At 33.8% G+C, this 16,667-nt stretch carries 12 protein-coding genes and 5 pseudogenes; 5 read left to right on the top strand and 12 right to left on the bottom strand.

The window, feature by feature from the left end:
* Positions 1–30: 30 nt before the first annotated feature.
* The 4 genes and pseudogenes from HMPREF0493_RS05180 to HMPREF0493_RS05155 all read right to left on the bottom strand — a co-directional run bounded on the left by HMPREF0493_RS05180 (position 31) and on the right by HMPREF0493_RS05155 (position 4,365).
* A complete protein-coding gene (locus tag HMPREF0493_RS05180) occupies positions 31–753 on the bottom strand; it encodes a hypothetical protein (RefSeq protein ID WP_006352259.1) in 723 nt (240 codons plus the stop codon).
* Positions 754–798: 45 nt separating this feature from the next.
* A pseudogene (locus tag HMPREF0493_RS05175) lies at positions 799–1,103 on the bottom strand (DUF6176 family protein); the annotation flags it as partial.
* A gap of 752 nt (positions 1,104–1,855) precedes the next feature.
* Positions 1,856–2,203: pseudogene (locus tag HMPREF0493_RS05165) on the bottom strand (AAA family ATPase); the annotation flags it as partial.
* Positions 2,204–2,793: 590 nt separating this feature from the next.
* Positions 2,794–4,365: an ATP-binding cassette domain-containing protein gene (locus HMPREF0493_RS05155; RefSeq protein ID WP_040457267.1), complete on the bottom strand. Its 1,572-nt coding sequence runs from the start codon at positions 4,363–4,365 to the stop codon at positions 2,794–2,796.
* Between the two features lie 100 nt (positions 4,366–4,465).
* On the opposite strand from HMPREF0493_RS05155, the gene HMPREF0493_RS05150 reads away from it, so the two are divergent.
* Positions 4,466–5,317 (top strand): helix-turn-helix domain-containing protein, encoded by an 852-nt coding sequence (locus HMPREF0493_RS05150; protein ID WP_006352252.1) that lies wholly within the window; start codon positions 4,466–4,468, stop codon positions 5,315–5,317.
* A gap of 214 nt (positions 5,318–5,531) precedes the next feature.
* On the opposite strand, the gene HMPREF0493_RS05145 is transcribed toward HMPREF0493_RS05150, so the two are convergent.
* The 6 genes and pseudogenes from HMPREF0493_RS05145 to HMPREF0493_RS05115 all read right to left on the bottom strand — a co-directional run bounded on the left by HMPREF0493_RS05145 (position 5,532) and on the right by HMPREF0493_RS05115 (position 12,782).
* On the bottom strand, positions 5,532–7,115 hold the full coding sequence (locus HMPREF0493_RS05145; protein ID WP_006352251.1) for an ATP-binding cassette domain-containing protein: 1,584 nt from the start codon (positions 7,113–7,115) through the stop codon (positions 5,532–5,534).
* Positions 7,112–8,707 carry an ATP-binding cassette domain-containing protein gene (locus tag HMPREF0493_RS05140; RefSeq protein WP_006352250.1) on the bottom strand — a complete coding sequence of 532 codons (1,596 nt, stop codon included), beginning with the start codon at positions 8,705–8,707 and terminating at the stop codon, positions 7,112–7,114. The genes HMPREF0493_RS05145 and HMPREF0493_RS05140 overlap by 4 nt, the downstream gene beginning before the upstream one ends.
* Before the next feature lie 198 nt (positions 8,708–8,905).
* Positions 8,906–10,550 (bottom strand): annotated as a pseudogene (locus HMPREF0493_RS05135) (peptide ABC transporter substrate-binding protein).
* A 417-nt stretch (positions 10,551–10,967) separates the two neighbouring features.
* The gene (locus HMPREF0493_RS05130; protein ID WP_006352247.1) at positions 10,968–11,345 is read right to left on the bottom strand and encodes a type II toxin-antitoxin system PemK/MazF family toxin; all 378 of its coding nucleotides are present in this window, start codon (positions 11,343–11,345) and stop codon (positions 10,968–10,970) included.
* On the bottom strand, positions 11,345–11,587 hold the full coding sequence (locus HMPREF0493_RS05125) for an AbrB/MazE/SpoVT family DNA-binding domain-containing protein (RefSeq protein ID WP_006352246.1): 243 nt from the start codon (positions 11,585–11,587) through the stop codon (positions 11,345–11,347). The genes HMPREF0493_RS05130 and HMPREF0493_RS05125 overlap by 1 nt, the downstream gene beginning before the upstream one ends.
* Positions 11,588–12,200: 613 nt before the next feature.
* Positions 12,201–12,782: an MDR/zinc-dependent alcohol dehydrogenase-like family protein gene (locus HMPREF0493_RS05115; protein WP_006352244.1), complete on the bottom strand. Its 582-nt coding sequence runs from the start codon at positions 12,780–12,782 to the stop codon at positions 12,201–12,203.
* Positions 12,783–12,903: 121 nt separating this feature from the next.
* Here HMPREF0493_RS05115 and HMPREF0493_RS08760 point away from each other — a divergent pair.
* The 3 genes and pseudogenes from HMPREF0493_RS08760 to HMPREF0493_RS05100 form a co-directional block, all read left to right on the top strand.
* Positions 12,904–13,053, top strand: a pseudogene (locus tag HMPREF0493_RS08760) (MFS transporter); the annotation flags it as partial.
* A gap of 78 nt (positions 13,054–13,131) precedes the next feature.
* A complete protein-coding gene (locus tag HMPREF0493_RS05105) occupies positions 13,132–13,380 on the top strand; it encodes a type II toxin-antitoxin system PrlF family antitoxin (RefSeq protein WP_006352242.1) in 249 nt (82 codons plus the stop codon).
* Positions 13,380–13,724, top strand: coding sequence for a type II toxin-antitoxin system PemK/MazF family toxin (locus tag HMPREF0493_RS05100; RefSeq protein ID WP_006352241.1), 345 nt, complete (start codon positions 13,380–13,382; stop codon positions 13,722–13,724). Before HMPREF0493_RS05105 ends, HMPREF0493_RS05100 begins: the two co-directional genes overlap by 1 nt.
* A gap of 132 nt (positions 13,725–13,856) precedes the next feature.
* On the opposite strand, the gene HMPREF0493_RS05095 is transcribed toward HMPREF0493_RS05100, so the two are convergent.
* Positions 13,857–14,543 carry an endonuclease III domain-containing protein gene (locus HMPREF0493_RS05095; protein ID WP_006352240.1) on the bottom strand — a complete coding sequence of 229 codons (687 nt, stop codon included), beginning with the start codon at positions 14,541–14,543 and terminating at the stop codon, positions 13,857–13,859.
* A 136-nt stretch (positions 14,544–14,679) separates the two neighbouring features.
* Entirely contained in the window at positions 14,680–14,883 is a 204-nt protein-coding gene (locus HMPREF0493_RS08375; protein WP_262361730.1) for a bacteriocin immunity family protein, read from the bottom strand.
* Positions 14,884–15,212: 329 nt separating this feature from the next.
* Here HMPREF0493_RS08375 and HMPREF0493_RS05085 point away from each other — a divergent pair.
* A pseudogene (locus HMPREF0493_RS05085) lies at positions 15,213–16,405 on the top strand (amino acid permease); the annotation flags it as partial.
* Positions 16,406–16,667 lie beyond the last annotated feature (262 nt).

Here is a 16,667-nt window from a genome sequence, read left to right as displayed (position 1 = left end):
TTCTGCAAGAGCAGAATGCCTTTTTATTTATCATTTATAAATATAAGTATTAAAGCTTTTTTGATAATCATAATTAAACAAATGAAGTAGCGTCATTGCACACCAATCTGTCTCCTCATCTGCTTCAAAGAAAGTTTGATCATATTTTGAAAAGATACATTTCAAGACTGACTGATAGAATACAGAACAAGTTTCTTTATCACTTGAAGCGACATACGCAATTTCATTCTTTTCAGTAAAAATCACATTATCAACTCGATCGTTTATATCTAAACTGTAAAAACCACTGTCCGTTGGAACGTTCTCAAGAAAAGTTTCGTAATCGGCTGTGTAAGGTGAAACTGGCCTTGAAATTTCAATATAGTGCTGATACAAAAGCTGACAGCATTTTTGATAAATCGAATCTTCACTTGAAAAATAATGAATTGGATGATCTGATTGCAATTTATCCTTTAAATCAGTTTTAGTAAATTCTGGACAATAGCAATGACGTTTACACTCAAAACCATTGCTAGTTAAATATTTGATCAATTCTGTTTCTGAAGATTCAATCATTACCTGCAAAGGCTTACCTTCAATTTCTTTAATTTTCTCAAAAGGTGAAAAATCAGGATAAGAAATAAGTTTAATTTTCAAATAAACACAAGTATTATGGAATTCATTTTGATATGTAGAAATCGTTCCTATTTGTTCTTGATTATATAAAATCTCATAAGTTTTCGAATCAGTTTTCTTAATGGAAAATGACATCATTTATCTCCAAATTTTTCTAAAACAGCAATGGTCGTCTTCGGACGGCTATTTTTTGTTAATGATATTATTGATGTTCGGAGCAATTAAACTCTCTTTTAATTTCATATCAACTGGTCTATATGTTTCATCGATACATTCATCCCAGTATTCATTATGCTTTTATCAATATAATTTTCTGATTCTTCTACAGGCTGACCATCTTCGCCTTGAATGGAATACCAATAGAAATACATATACCCGTCTTGGGCCTTTTCAGCAAAAACAGTTTCAACAAACATATTCTCTGCAGCCATCGTACCTATAGTATCTTCATGATGACTATTGAGAAAGTCCATCCATTCCTGAGCCTTTTCTAATTAAAATGTTAGCTCAAATTTTTAAGCCTGCACTGTAAGACTCTTCTCCCCAGCTACGTTTATCATAATTACAATGTTGGCCAAGAAGTCGGGTGTAAATAAAAGGCTCTTCATCCATTGTGGTGCCTCTTTTATCATTTCTTACCATTTTTAATCTTTCGATATATGGCATTTATGATAGCTAATAAGTTAAAGCCAATTAAGAAAGGAATGCCTAATAACATCTCACTGTGCCAAAAATCTATTATTGCGTCGGCCTTATGAACACCAAAGATCATTGTCCCGAAACTATAATATGCTGAGTACAACGTGATGAGTAATAATCCAATCAAATTGATGGCAATTAAGCTTGTTAGCCATTTTGCCTTTTCCTTCATAGAGTCACCATTTACCCCTAGCTAAATTTTTAGATTCTTTAATTTTATTTTCATATTATACAGTACCTGTTATAATGACTGCAATATTAAACAGGAATTGATTTGGAAAAGACATAGGTGAGGAAAAGATCGATAATATATAAAAAAGTTGCTTACTTCTTATATTTTTTCTGCATTTTGATGTTAATAAACAATACTAGCACAGTTACTCAAGTTTTTAAAAACTTCTATTTTTTGAAAATTCAGAATTCATTTTTCCTCCAACTTTTAAAAATTCCCACTTTTTTAAAAACTCAAAGTCATTAATTTTAAAAAAAGAAAATGCACCAAGATTTCATTTTTTTCTTAACTAAATGAACCACTTTGTGGCCGTGTCTTATGGCGTTTTACAGTTTCTGCAAAAGGAATATCAAAATAATACGCGTCAATATTTTCGCCATACAAATGCTGAGCTTTTTTGAATAATGGCGTATACCATTAGCGTTAAGGATCCCTTCTAAAATCGTAATTTCACAATTATTATGGCCATATTCCAACAAATTTTCTAAAAGTGGTAAAGCACCAGTATCTTTTCCATCTTTAGCTCTAAGCATATCTCGACGTATCGTATCTTGTGAAATTAACAAATTATTTCTGGCTAATTTTTTTGTGAATTTCACGAGCTAGCGTACTCTTTCCACTTCCAGAATTACCTCTGATAATAATTAATTTTTTCATATTGAGCCAACGTTCCATTTTTCTTTACATACTTGTCGGTCAAATTGAAAGTTATCACACCAATAACCAACCACAAAATTGCATTAAACATTGAACCTACCAAAAATTTTATCAAATCATTTATCTCTCGTTTTCTCGTCATCCCTAAGCATATAGTGAGAGAAAAGTATGCTTAAAATGACAAAAGCAGTCACATAGCCAATAAGATAATCTTTCAATGTCGGCGGCCAGACAATATAATTAATATAATGCAATTGTATAAATTGTTGAATAATTGACAAAAGCACATCAAAAAGCGGCCAGAGTAAAGCAACAAAAAGTGATACCAACATACATAATCCTATAATCTTGATTTTTGCTTTCATCATGTCTCCCTTTCCCATAAGATGCTCTAATATTTTAAGCTTTTTATCAGTATATCAAAGGAATCGGCGACGATTCAATGTATGGTTACAACGAAGGCGATCATACCGATGAATTCAGTGGCAACTTCAGTTTGAGAGCTAGATTAGCGTAATAAATATTTTACATAAACAAATATAAAAGTCTTACTACTGAAAATTGCAGTAAGACTTTTATATTAGGTATTACTAATCCACAAACTCCTTTAAATCAATGACTTGATCGTATTTTTCTAATTCTTCAGGTTCATAATGGTGAATCACTTCAACAAAAGTGAGATCTGAATTCAGTAAGTAACGATGAATATCATCTGAAGTTTTCTTATCCAATGAAGCATTGATTTCATCCAGCAACAGAATCGACCGTTTAGCCAAAATTGCTCTTGCTAATTCAATTCTGGCAAGCTGACCGCCAGATAATTGATCTGCGTTATCACCTAATGAATAAGCGAAGCCTTTTTCTTCAACTAATTCGCTCAAATCGAGGCTTGCGCAGACTTTTCTAACCTCTTCTTCTAAAATTTTTGCTCCCAAGGTTAAGTTGAACCATAAACTATCAGCAAAAATCACTGGAGCTTGGCTAGCGTAAGCAAAGATCTTATCAAAACTGCCTGCTTTTTGACTGACTCCATCAAGCATAATTTCTTTGGCATGGCCGTATTTGCCATACATTAAGAACTGCAATAAAGTTGACTTACCAACGCCAGAAGGCCCAATAATCGCTGTTTTAGTACCTTTTTGAATTTCAAAACTGATACCGTGTGCTAATTTTTGCTTTTTTCTGAACAAATCAAGGTCTTTCACACTCAACTTATTAGTAAAAATACTATTTTCTTGATCTTGCTTTTCAGACAATGATAAGTATTTCTTCGTCTTTTTAACGATTTTTTTAGTCGTTGCCAGTTTGTTACGATCCTCCAAAATAATTAAAATTGGATTTACAAAGGAATTGGCCAATTGAACGATGGCAAACAATGCACCCAAAGTAGTCATTCCTTTAACAGCCATATATATGCCAACTAAAAATGGTACCAAGAAAGTAACAACATTACCTAATAACTGAATCCAGGAATTAGTATCCAAATTGAGCAAATTCATTTTTCTTAAAGCTGCTTCAAGAGAAGTGATTGTTTGCGCATTCTTGGCTGCAGCACTTGCCTGGCCGCCATACAATTTCAGTGTTTCACTTCCTGCCAAAAAATTTTTAGTTTGGTTAATGTATTTACCATTTGCTTCCGTCCATTTCTCTGAAGCTTTTTGAATTGCTTTTTGAGTAAAGCTTGAAGCAATCATTGGCACACAGGAAGAAACTAAAAACATAATGGTGATAACCCAGTTGACGGCTAAGGCATATCCTAAAGCCAGAACCATCCCAAAAAGCTGCATAATAATTTCAATTTGAGCATCGAAGCGATTAGTTTCAAGCAGTTTAAAATCATTCGTTAAAAAACCTAAACTACCACTATTTTGTTCATTGTCCTCTGCTAGCATCCCTTTAAAGATATTCATTCTTAAGTAAGTGTTGGTCTCTTTGATAGTACTTGTTTTTAACCGATTGAAAATTAGACCGGCAAGAAAAGTAATAATAAAACCGCTAATGACAATGATTAAAAATTCTTGCAAGTGAGAAAAGTTTCTTTGGGTGGCAATATTAGTTAAGGTTTGTACCACATATGCAAGTAATATTGCAGAGAAACTTGAAATAAATCCCATAAGAATCATTAAGATAAATTTGAAATGATTTGAGTATTTATAAAGCATAATTTTTCGCCCCTTTTTAGATGTTGGAATGATTATGCCATGATCTTTTCAGCCAAAAGTGATATATTGCATATATGCAAATTAATTTTTGGAGGTACAAATGAAATCATTAGGTCCAAAATTCAAACGATTAAGAAAAGAACAAAATATTACGTTAACTGCTGCTGCAAAAGGTATTTGTTCAACTTCAAATTTATCCCGTTGGGAAAACGGCAAAATTCAAATCACCTTCGATAATGTGATGAAGTTAATTAATCGTATCCATTTTACCCCTACTGAATTCATTGGCAATTCTGAAACCGATAATGATGAAACCTTACCAGCAGAAATACGACAGGTAATCGAAGCCGGAGACACCGTTAAAATGGAAAAACTGATCGCCTATTATCTTGATCTTTACCATCAAAACAGAAAATTTTTTGACCTATTTTTAGCAATTGTTCTATGCAATCAGTACTTACTAATTAAGAACAAAAACTTATTGCCTTTTTCTGATCAAATGCGGCTTTATACTCACTTATCGCAAATTAAAGTTTGGAGTTCCTTCAACCTTTCATTCTTTGGCAACTGCGTTTTTATGATCAAATCTGATCGTGTTTTTGCTATTGCAATGCAAATTATCAATAATCAAGATTTAATTCCAAAGGACCCTACTTTTTATAATCTAATAACTATGATGGGAGTTTTAGCTGATGCAAGTATTTCGCTTATCTTTCGAAAAGATTTGAAACGAGCAAAAAAACTTTTAAACGCTCTTGAGCGAATAAAACTGTCACAAGTATTTAGCTTCTTTAAAATGACTTTGAACTTTTTACAAGAGGTTGTACGATACATGGAAAATGGCGAAGAAGATGATATTTTAGAATTCATCCAAAAAACAGTTGATTTAGGAATGAATGACGCTGCCAATACCTTTATCGATGTATTTAAAAGGGCAAAAGAATTAAGGTAAATAAAAAGAGAAATTTCATATTTGTCTCAGATGCTTTACTGTTAATGCTTGGTACATTTGTCGTCAAGTTGATCAAATTCAAAAATTGGCGAAAAAAATAACTGCTTTAGCTCGGCAAAGCTAGCAGTTATTCAACAAATAATTTAATTATTTAGATTCTTTCGTAACACTAAAAATGTGAGTCTTTTTTAGCAAAAAAACATGATACTGACTTCTATTCTTTTACCAAATGGATCTCGCGATCAAACAACTGCCGCATCCCTTCATTGAAGTTATGAGCAATAAAGACAATCGTTGCTTTACTCTTCACTAAATTCTTCAAAATATTCATGGTTGCGGTTTGATCGATCGCACTTGTTCCTTCATCAATCAGAATAATGTCGCTATTGTGAACCTTGGCTCTAGCAAGCACGATCTTTTGCCGCTGACCACCAGAAATATTTAACTTATCCAAATTTAATTTTTGCTGCAAACCTTTATTAAACTTGTCGATATCCTCATCAAAGTTAACCTCTTTGACAGCAGCTTCAACTTTTCCGTCCAATTTTTCATTAAACATTGTGATATTGTCTTCAATTGAAGCCGGGAAAACAATCGGATCCTGCGGAATATAACCGATCTTGCTTAGATCAGGTTCAATTTCTTTGCCATCATGATCTTCGAAAATCACTTTACCCTTGCTTGGTTTGAGTCCGCCCAAAATTAGTTTAAACAGAGTCGACTTGCCCGAACCCGAATCACCTGTCAACAGAATCTTTTCACCTTGATTAATAGTTAAATCAGGATAAGTCAATTTTTCACCATTCGGAAATTGCAGACACAAATCCTTAGTCTTGATGATGCTTGGAATTTCCAAATCAGTTTGCGCATGTGGTTGCACTTTAGCTGCCGATTCATCGATCTCATCAAGCAGCTTAGTCGTTCCCTTCATTGAACCGCGAGCTGACGTAATCCTATTAATACCAGAATTGAGATAAAACCTAAAGTTACCAACAATAACTAGAGTTCCGATTGTCAGTTGACCGTCTTTGATCAAAAATCCAGCTAGAACAAACAGAATCAAACCAAAAATTGCAGATACAATCCCATTGAGAGCCTCTAATAACTTTTGATATGCCGTTTGTTTCACCGTTGCATCTTCAAGCTTTTTGGAAGCTGCTGATGAAACACTAAACAATTTAGCACCAGCAAAGAACTGTCTAATCTGAGCTAGGCCAGAAAGCCACTCATTTAAAGAATCAAGGTACACTTGGTTGCTATCAGAGATCATCTTGGTTGCCTTTTGCAGCGGCTTTTCAGTTAATTTTGGCAAAAGCAGAGAAACAGCCACCATTAACAAGATTGTAATTAGCAGCAGCCAATTCAAAATAATCAGATAAACGATAACGCCAACAACGAGCGTGGCCCCGTAAATGCCCATTAAAAATGGCTCATAATAGTTGCCCATTACGATTTCCAAATCGTTGGTTAAACGGTTTTGCATTGCAGCAACTTGATGTTCTTTACCATCATGATAATAATGATCGACAATTTCAGCTCTAACTTGATTGCTGATTTCTTGCATTTGTTTATTTGATAAATAATTGAACCAAGCAAAAACTCCATATGAGATGAACATAAGCGTTAATGCAAGAAAGCTGATTAACCAGTAATTGCGCAGATTTTTAGTTAAAACAATATTTGCTTCTTGTTGGGCAACATAAATATTGACGATTGAAACAGCTGGCGTAAAGATCTGCAAAATGACAAGAAGAATAAATCTCTTAGGGTTAATTCGATATAATTCTTTTAAACTCATTCTTTATTCTCCTTTCTCTTAGCAGTTAATTTGATTTCTTGATCAAGTTTTTCCTTTAACTCCGGTGTAAAGTTGTGTGCAATCATTAAAATGGTTTGATTTGTTTGAAGCAAGTTATCAATAATTTTCTCCGTTACTTCTTGATCAATCGCACTCGTAACCTCGTCCATTAAAACAAAGAGCTGCTCATGAATTTCCGTTCTTGCCAAGACAACTTTTTGTCTTTGTCCACCTGACAGATTTTCTGTCTTCAAATCAACTTGCGTATCAAGACCTGCAGGCATCTTAGCCAAATCAGGCTGCAATTGCACTGCCTGTGTTATCCGACCCAACTTGTCTGCGAGTTCTTCCTTAAACATGGTAATGTTGTCTTTGATCGAAACAGGAAAGACGATCGGATCTTGCGGCATGAAATTAAGTTTTGCTTTTTCATTTGGAATAATATTGCCAGATTGATCATAATAGGTGATCGTCCCTGTTTCAGGTTTTAATTCGCCTAAAAGTACTTTAAACAAGGTTGATTTACCCGTACCTGAATCACCGCTGAGCAAGACCTTCTGTCCTTTTTTAATTTCAAAATCCGGATAAGCAATTTCTTCGCCCTGATCATATTTAACTTTTAGATTTTTAACTGAAAGACTAAAGACTGGGACTTTTTCAGCAGCATGATCGGCAAGCTTTTTTCTTAATTCGGCAGTTTGTGCACGCAAGGTCTTGGTTGATTTCACTTTTGTCAGTGAGTCAGTAATATCCCAGATCCCGGAAAAAATAGTAAATGCAAAACCGCTGGCAACGACAAAGTCACCAAAGGAAATTTTGCCGAAAATGAAGAGCAAGCCACCTGTAATTCCTAAACCAAATTGTGCCAAAGTGTTACCGACACCGTTAATTAAATATGACCAACTGGTGATACCTTCGCTTTTAATTCCGGCTTCCGCATAGTCGCCACTCGCTTTTTTTAGTTGCCGTGAAAGACGACCATAAGCACTATAGCGTCGCAATTCCTGCAGTCCGACAAGCCAATGTTCAATCGCAGCCAATAACTTTTGATGTTTTTGATTGACTTGGTCCATTGCAGCGGAAGTTTTCTTTTCTAGCAGCTTAGGCAAGTACAAAGTCAAAACCGCTAAAACCGCAGTTACAACAATTAATAACCAATTCATGCTGACGAGCAGACCAATGGCAATGATAATTTCAAACAAACCACTTAAAATAGTGATCCAAGAATTGGCATATTTGTCCGTGAGTAACTTCAAATTGGCTGTTAATTCATTTTGCATGTTAGCTACTTTTTCATCGCCCTGAACATAGTAGTGTTGCACGATGTCTTGCCGAATTTTATGTAGATAATTCTGCGTCTGTCTAGTAAAAACAACCGTTGCAACTGGCAATAAAAGTGCTGCTAATACTTCCATCACTGCTTCAACAATTTGCCAAAAGAGATAAGTATTCAAGTGGCCAACTGTAATTGCATTTAGAGCATATTTAAATAGATATTCACCCATCGAACCAGCAATAGCATAAATTAAATATAAGAAAATAATTAAACCTGATCGCGGAATGTTTATTTTCAAAAGCTCTTTTAGGTTCATTTTTACTCCTCCTTCTATCCCTTTATTTAAAATTTGTTTTCATCTTCTTATTTGCTTTTAATTTTACCCCCTATGTTTAATTTGCAACTAATATTTTAATTGGCAATAAATAGTCTGGAGAAAACAACTGATCTCTAGATACATACAAAAATTACGTTAAGAGGAAAAGCTCTTAACGTAATTTTTAAACTTTTTTTGCTATTTTACGTAAGCATATTTGTAATTCCATTGCGTACCGGCAGTGTTATGAATAATGCCATGAACCCTTGAATCTTGCAAATAAGCCGTTGTTTGTTGATAAATTGGAGTGATCGCTTGTTCACTATTTACAATTCGAGCTGCTTTAACCAAATCCTGCCAACGGGCATTGACATTATTTGCGTCCTGGTTGGCTCCCCGATTTACTAACTGATCATATTTACTATTTGACCACTTGCCATAATTATATGAAGTGCCTGTCATTGGGATTTGCATAAAGGTCATTGGATCATTAAAGTCGCCACCCCAACCAGACAAATCAATGTCAAAATCGCCACTTTGAGCACGACTATCAAATGATTTTGCAGGAATATTTGTTACATCAACTTTGATGCCTTTTAATACTTTTGTCCATTGTGATTGTAAGTATTGCGTTAACTGGTCACTATCGGTGCTGTCATTTGAAGCTAAAAGATTAAAAGTTAAATTCTTTTCACCAATTTGCTTTAAGCCCTTTTGCCAATATTTCTTAGCCAAAGCAGCATTATAATTAGTAGTATTTTTAACACTTTGCTGTTTAGCAAAATCCGTACCGGACTTTGGATCTGAAGCCAATTGACTGGCAACGAAACCGGTTGGGATTGTAGAACCGTCACCTAAAACCTTTTTTTGTAATTACATTTCGATCAATTGCCAATGATAAAGCAAGACGAATATTGCGGTTATTCAAAGCCTTCCGATTTACTTTGTTTTTATCCTTAAAGTTATACATTAAGAAGCGAACATAAGAATATGGATATGACTTAAAATCTTTGTTGCTTTTCAAGTTTTTAACCTGTTCACTGGAAAGTGGCGTTAAATCTAATTTACCTTGTTGATATAATTGATAGCCCGTGTTGTTTGATTTAACCACCTCATAGTTTATCTTGTTCAGCTTAACTGCTTTTTTATCCCAATAATTTTTATTTTTAACAAATGACCAGGAATCATTAGTGCCATTCCATCCTGTAATTTCAAATGGACCTGAATAAACTTGGTATTGTGATTTAGTAGCATACTTACTACCATATTTTTTGACAACTTTTGCATCCTGTGGCCCAAATAGTGGATAAGCCATTAAAACCTTAAAGTAAGCAATTGGACGTGTTAATTTCACAACTACCGTCCTCTTATTTGGTGCTGAAATTCCTAAACTATTGGAATTCTTTTTGCCTGCAATAATTTGGTTGGCATTTTTCACACCGCTGAATAAGTAGGAATATGGTGAAGCAGTTTTTGGATTCAAACTACGATGCCAGGAATAAACAAAATCTTGAGCAGTAATTGGATCTCCATTTGACCATTTCGCATTTCTTAATTTGAAAGTCCAAGTTTTTCCGTTTTTAGAAACAAACCCGGACTTTGCTAAACCCGCTGTTGGTTTACCATTGCTACCTAGGCGATAGAAACTTTCGAACACATTACCTGTTTGGCCATAACCGGTGGATTTACTAATGTCAATCGTGTCCAAAGGGGCAGTTGTACTCAAATTTAAAGTTTTACTATTTCTTGAACTTTGTGAATTAGAAGTATTGCCACAAGCCACAAGTACTATCGCTGCAGAAATAGTAACTAAACTTGTCGCAAAAATCTTAAATTTATTCATGTCATTCTCTCCTTTTATATTTTTTTAGACACAAAAAACGAGCTGCAGCCTAAAATGACTACAGCTCGTTTGAATAAGAATTTCAATCAATAAAAAATAAATTAACTAAAATAATTATAGATAGAGATGCGTTGCATGTTAGGCACGTCAAATAAGATGCTGTTACAGCAACAACATTCTCTAGATTCATTTGTAAATTTAAGTGCCAACATGTTTTTCATCTCCTTTTATGTCTTACAATTTATAAGTAGAATGATATCCTTAATTCCAGAAAAATACAATAGTTTTTTCTTATTTTTGGTTAGTTGTTTAAGCCTATCAGTTCATTGACTACTCAAAATATGAACTTTAGGTGATTTTTTAATTTCTGATTAAATCTGGATACTTCAAAATTTGACAGGAGGATATCTCTCTTTTTTATTCCTTTCCCACCATGTCGTCTACATAACGTTGTAAACTATCTAATAATTTACGGTCAACACGATTAATAATTTTTCCATTTCTAGATTCAAAATCGAAATTTTGCAATTGCCATAAAACAATATATCCTTTGACGCCTGTATTGCCGTTACCATTAATTAAAATAGGTAAGTATCTAGGATTATTTTCATATTTATTCGAAGTTGTAATTGGCATACCGATAAACATATGAGTAGCCTCATTATATTCATTTGTACTCATAACGACATAATGTCTACGAATATTACCTTTTCGTGGATCATGACCACCCATTTCATGACCTGAATGTGGCTCTGCATCTGCAATAATTACATCACCTTTTTTAGGAAATTGCATTAATCAATAACCTCCCTGCCAACAGGTTTTACTGATTGCAAATCCGTATCATTCTTTACATCATTTTGATAATCATAATTTTTCCATTCTGGATCAGCAAAAATATTTTTTCTTTTTTTAACAGGAGTAAAAATGATTGTAGTACCATCATTTTTTACTGTATATTCGTCACTAACAGCCTTTATTTCTTTAGGAACAGTTAAGGTTCTTGAATTTCCAACTTTTCTTAATTTAACAGTCATATTAATCGCTCCTTTATATACACAAAGTATACACACTCAAGGACATATTATCAATTAAAAAGTAGGGAAAGCTGATTCATTATCCATAAATTAGTATTAAGTGTACTAAATGATTAATAAATTTAATTATGGAATTGATAAAAATGGCACAACGTTTGAAGCTAAATATCCTAACGAATTCAAATTACTTAAATTGAGTAAAGGTATTATCAAAGTAATCAACTTACGGCCTTTAATTGATTTTGCACGTGAATGGTTCGATCAAGAAGATCATCAATTTGGTAATATAATCTCATCGCAACCATATGTTCGTATTTAGTATAATTATTGCATTGGTAGTGAAGCTGATCGAATTTAAAGATCGGCGAAAAAAATAACTGCTTTAGCTCTGCAAAGCTGGCAGTTATTCAAAAACATTAATTAAATTTTGGATAGCACCGCCGAAGCGGCTCTACACTGAGAGGTTGACATTTGTATTGTCGACCTCTTTTTTATCTAGTGATATTATAGCAAGTTATAAATTAATCAACAAATTAATTGACCAGTATTTTTCATTCACTCGCAATTTTTATTTTCCATGCCATAAAGAAACAGATTATTTCTATATCGCACCTTATTTTTCAAAAGATAACAAAATTCTTCCTCGACTATGATGACTACTTAAATAATCTATTGCACTTTTTATATTATCAATAGAAAGGACTTCACCAATCGGAATAAACAATTGTTTTTTAGCAATCAATTGCAGTAAAGTTCGATAGTCATTGGGAAAAGACGGTTTACTAATAAATTGAACGCCTCTTAAATTATTTTGTGCAATACTATAAACTTTATCTCCACTTCTAACATGTTCCATTAGTTCTCTTGTTACACCATTGCCAGCTATATCAACTACTGTACTAGGAATCTTTTCCATATGTTTAGAAATTCTAATACCATATTCAGAAATTTTATCATTAAGATACTTTTGTGAAGCTTTAGTAGTCATCGGCACAATCGATAATTTTGTTAAATTTGTTAAAAGTTGCATGAGAATCAACCCTGTCACAGAATTTGCACCGTAGATTATTATTTGCTTTGGTGAACTCTTTCTTAATAGTTTTAAGAATGTTAACGCAACATCTCCCCCTCCTATTAATGCTACTGCTTCTTCATCCTTAACTCCTTTTGGAATAGGAATAACTAATGGCGGCAAATTCGATAAAATCTTTTCTTGAAATGTTCCTTTAGGATTTAAAACTAGTACTCTCTTACCTAACAGATTATTAGAACGTAAAAATCCAACTTTCGATACTTTTCCTACTGATCCATATCCTATTATTAACTGTATGATTCCAATTGGTTCTTTTTTAGGCGGATTAATTGTCCAACATTTTGGCAGCAGTATGGCTGTTGCTTTGGAAGGAATTGCGGAAGTATTGACAGCTGTCTTTTATCTATTGATTTTTAATAAAAATAAAGAATAAGTCATAGAAGAATAAATAATTGATATTTCCTTACAAAGCAAGGTACTATTTATTTAGAATTTATAAGGAGTGATTTTTATGCAAGTTCAAGCAAAAATTACCAGCAAAAATCAAATTACAATTCCCAAAGCAGTTCGTGACACATTGAAACTTAACAAAAATGATAAAACCATTGTTTTTAATATTAAAGATAATGAATCCGTTACTTTAGAAAAACCTAAAAATAATCTATGGGATATAGTCGACGCTCAAGAAAAAGTCTACGGCAATATTGATACTCCAGAGATAGATTGGGGACAAGATGTAGGAGAAGAAAGGATCGATTGATGTATAAGGAAGGCGAAATTTATTTCATTAATTTGGAGTCTTCTAAAGGTAATGAAGAAAGAAAAACACGACCATGCATTATAGTTAGTAATAATCAATTCAATCGTGTCTTTAATACTGTAATTGTAGTACCTATTTCTTCAGCAAAAAAATATCAAACAGAAGAAAAGTTTAGGAAATCACCACTTTTTGTTTTTCTTAATAAAGATAAAGTTTACGGTACAGCGTTATTACAACATATTCGTACAATCGATCCAAATAAACGAATTAGTGGCTCCTTAAAAGGGAAATTGACAGATGATGAGATGCAAAATATAAAGTCTGTATTACAACAATTTTTCTAATAAAAAAGTCCTTACCTACTTTTATGTAGATAAGGGCTTTTCATTCGATCAATTTATATTTTTCTGCAGCTTGATGTCAATAAACAAGCACAGTTACTCGATTTAAAAAGTACCAAGATTTTAACGCATTTTCTACAAATTTATTTTTTGCAATTCTTCAGAAGTTTTCTCTTCCGGCGTAATTAACTGATAATTTGCCAAAAATGATTTACCAAAATCCTGCGGCAGCTTATATTCTTGGTTAAAAGTATCGATCATTGCATGGAAATTCTGGTAATTACGCAAAGTAAAATCTTGCAAATCACCTTCAATTATCTTCTTTGCCTTTTCATACTTCGGCATCTTCCATCCCAAGCATTCAAACAAACGATAAGAATAATTGTCAACGACAAACTCGCCCTTACGCAAACCATACATCAAAATCACGTCAGCCGTTTCCGAGCCAATCCCTTTAATAGCTAACAATTCTTTACGCAATTTTTCTTTGGGCATTTCCTGCATCAATTCCAAATCAAAACTATACTCTTGAAAATATTTCGCTAAATTCTGAATAGTTTTAACTTTTCGAGTATAGAAGCCTGCTTTTTTAATTGCATTAGTCAATTCTTCATCCGTTAAGGCTAAGATTTTTTGCGGCAAAAATCCACTTACTTTGTACAAATCCTTTAATGCCTTAGCAACATTTTTCCAATTAGTATTTTGAATTAGAACCGTTGACCAAATTACTTCCCAATCTGAGCGACCTGGCCACCAACCAGTGGGATCCATGTTATCATACATAATATCGTAAAGCTGATTTAAAGTGATTTTAATTGCCATTTTTATACCCTAACCTCTAGCTATTAATACATAGACAGAGGTCTTTTTGCTCATATAAATTAATACTCTAAAAACTCATAAAACTAATTCCGTTCCAGCCATCATCTTGATAAGCATCATTAATTGCATGCAAATATTATTCACCAACATGCTTAGAAAGTTCACTGTGCAAAGCCATGGGACGAAGATCATTCATTAAGCCTTGTAAAATTCGTGGATAATATTCATCCTTTTCAATTCGCTTTTTTGCTTTTTCTAAAGCCTGAAGTTCCTTCGGAGCAACTGTATCATCATCAAGCAAATAATTAATCATTGCTAAAAATTGTTTTTCCTCATTAATACTTTTTTTCTTCCAAACATCTTGTCTATCCCTCTTCTTATTTTACGAAAATTATAATTCACTTACTCAGCATTAATGATTCCAAGTTGTTTACGCAAAAACTTCCATATCTTTCATCCTCAAACATAATATTGTTATTTGATAATTAGTAACACTTCATAATTAAAGCGTCTGATTTTTTCGTTGGCGTATTCTTTAATATGTATTTCTAACTAATACTATGTCTTTATTCAAATTTACAATATCTTTTTAATTTGCTTATAATAAAACACAATCCACTATTATGAAGCAAAACTCAATTTTTACTAAGGTTCAGAGGAAGTTTTTTTATGGAAGATGAAAAGTTGAATCGCGGACTCAAAAGCCGCCACGTGACGATGATTGCGATCGGCGGTGCAATTGGTACGGATTATTCTTGGGTTCAGGTTCGGCCATCAAAAGTGCGGCCCATCAATCATTCTTTCCTACTTAATTGTAGGAATCATTACCTTTTTTATAATGCGTGCCTTAGGAGAGTTGATCCTAGCTGATCCATCTAAACATTCCTTTTTAGATGCCGTAAAAGAATATTTAGGCGATCGAACAGAATTCGTCGCCGGCTGGACCTATTGGGCTTGCTGGCTAAGTTTAGCGATGGCCGATTTAACCGCTACGGGTATCTACTTAAAATATTGGTTTCCCTGGCTTCCGCAATGGGTAGGACCCTTGTTAATCGTTATTATTTTAATGTTTGTAAATATGGTCGATGTAGGGCTGTTTGGCGAACTTGAGAGCTGGTTTTCAATGATCAAAGTTATTGCAATCATTGCACTAATTTTGACAGGTTCAGTTCTATTGCTTTTTCATACAAAAGTTGCCGGGCGCACGACCTCGCTTGTAAATTTGGTCAGCAATGGTGGTTTCTTCCCGACAGGAATTAGCTGTTTTCTTACATCATTTCAAATGGTTGTCTTTGCCTTTGTTGGTGTGGAAATTGTAGGACTAACGGCCAGCAAAACAGCTAATCCAGAAAAAGACATCCCTAAAGCTATTAATACTTTGCCTGTAAGAATTGGACTCTTTTATATCGGTTCAATGCTAGCAATCACGGCGGTTTATCCATGGAATCAAATTAAAGCAACCTCTAGTCCCTTCGTTCAAGTCTTTGCTGCTATTGGCGTCATGGGAGCAGCCGAAATATTGAATTTCGTGGTTTTAACTGCAGCAATGTCGGCAACCAATAGTGCAATTTTCTCTACCAGTCGTTCACTTTATGCATTAGCCCGCGGCGGCAATGCTCCTAAAAAACTGGGCGAACTAAGCAACAAAGCTATTCCAAAAAAACGCTCTAACTATTTCATCTTTGATTTTATTCATTGTAGTTATTTTGAACTACTTAATGCCAGCAAGAATTTTTGATATTGTTTCGACGGTCTCAACAATTAATTTCGTAGTTGTTTGGCTGATTATCATGTGGGCACATATTAAATATCGTCAAGCTAACAAGAAAAAATTGGGAGCCTTTAAAATGCCAGGCTTCCCCTATTACGAAAAATGAAGAGCGCTGTTCTTATAAAGGTGTAAAAAATAGCCATCGGCAGAACATCGCTAATTAACGAGCCGTTGCGATTAATCAACAGAATATAGATTGCGTACGGAAAGCAATTCACCATGAAACTGATGATTCCTAACCAGGCAACCGATTTATTTTTTATTTCTTCAAACATTTGAAAACCAACTTTTTTAGTAAGTGTAGCATTAAAAAAGCTGGTCAGGAATTGCCCTGATCAGCTTTTTTGCAGACG

Source organism: Lactobacillus amylolyticus DSM 11664 (genome assembly GCF_000178475.1).
GTDB classification, from domain to species: Bacteria; Bacillota; Bacilli; order Lactobacillales; family Lactobacillaceae; genus Lactobacillus; species Lactobacillus amylolyticus.
Note: the sequence above shows the minus strand (reverse complement) of the source record. Positions and strands in the feature narration are given on the sequence as shown.

What these genes read in the sequence shown, in the direction of transcription:
- HMPREF0493_RS05180 (WP_006352259.1), bottom strand. Translation starts at nt 753, where the DNA reads ATGATGTCATTTTCCATTAAGAAAACTGATTCGAAAACTTATGAGATT.
- HMPREF0493_RS05155 (WP_040457267.1), bottom strand. Translation starts at nt 4,365, where the DNA reads ATGCTTTATAAATACTCAAATCATTTCAAATTTATCTTAATGATTCTT.
- HMPREF0493_RS05150 (WP_006352252.1), top strand. Translation starts at nt 4,466, where the DNA reads ATGAAATCATTAGGTCCAAAATTCAAACGATTAAGAAAAGAACAAAAT.
- HMPREF0493_RS05145 (WP_006352251.1), bottom strand. Translation starts at nt 7,115, where the DNA reads ATGAGTTTAAAAGAATTATATCGAATTAACCCTAAGAGATTTATTCTT.
- HMPREF0493_RS05140 (WP_006352250.1), bottom strand. Translation starts at nt 8,707, where the DNA reads ATGAACCTAAAAGAGCTTTTGAAAATAAACATTCCGCGATCAGGTTTA.
- HMPREF0493_RS05130 (WP_006352247.1), bottom strand. Translation starts at nt 11,345, where the DNA reads ATGCAATTTCCTAAAAAAGGTGATGTAATTATTGCAGATGCAGAGCCA.
- HMPREF0493_RS05125 (WP_006352246.1), bottom strand. Translation starts at nt 11,587, where the DNA reads ATGACTGTTAAATTAAGAAAAGTTGGAAATTCAAGAACCTTAACTGTT.
- HMPREF0493_RS05105 (WP_006352242.1), top strand. Translation starts at nt 13,132, where the DNA reads ATGCAAGTTCAAGCAAAAATTACCAGCAAAAATCAAATTACAATTCCC.
- HMPREF0493_RS05100 (WP_006352241.1), top strand. Translation starts at nt 13,380, where the DNA reads ATGTATAAGGAAGGCGAAATTTATTTCATTAATTTGGAGTCTTCTAAA.
- HMPREF0493_RS05095 (WP_006352240.1), bottom strand. Translation starts at nt 14,543, where the DNA reads ATGGCAATTAAAATCACTTTAAATCAGCTTTACGATATTATGTATGAT.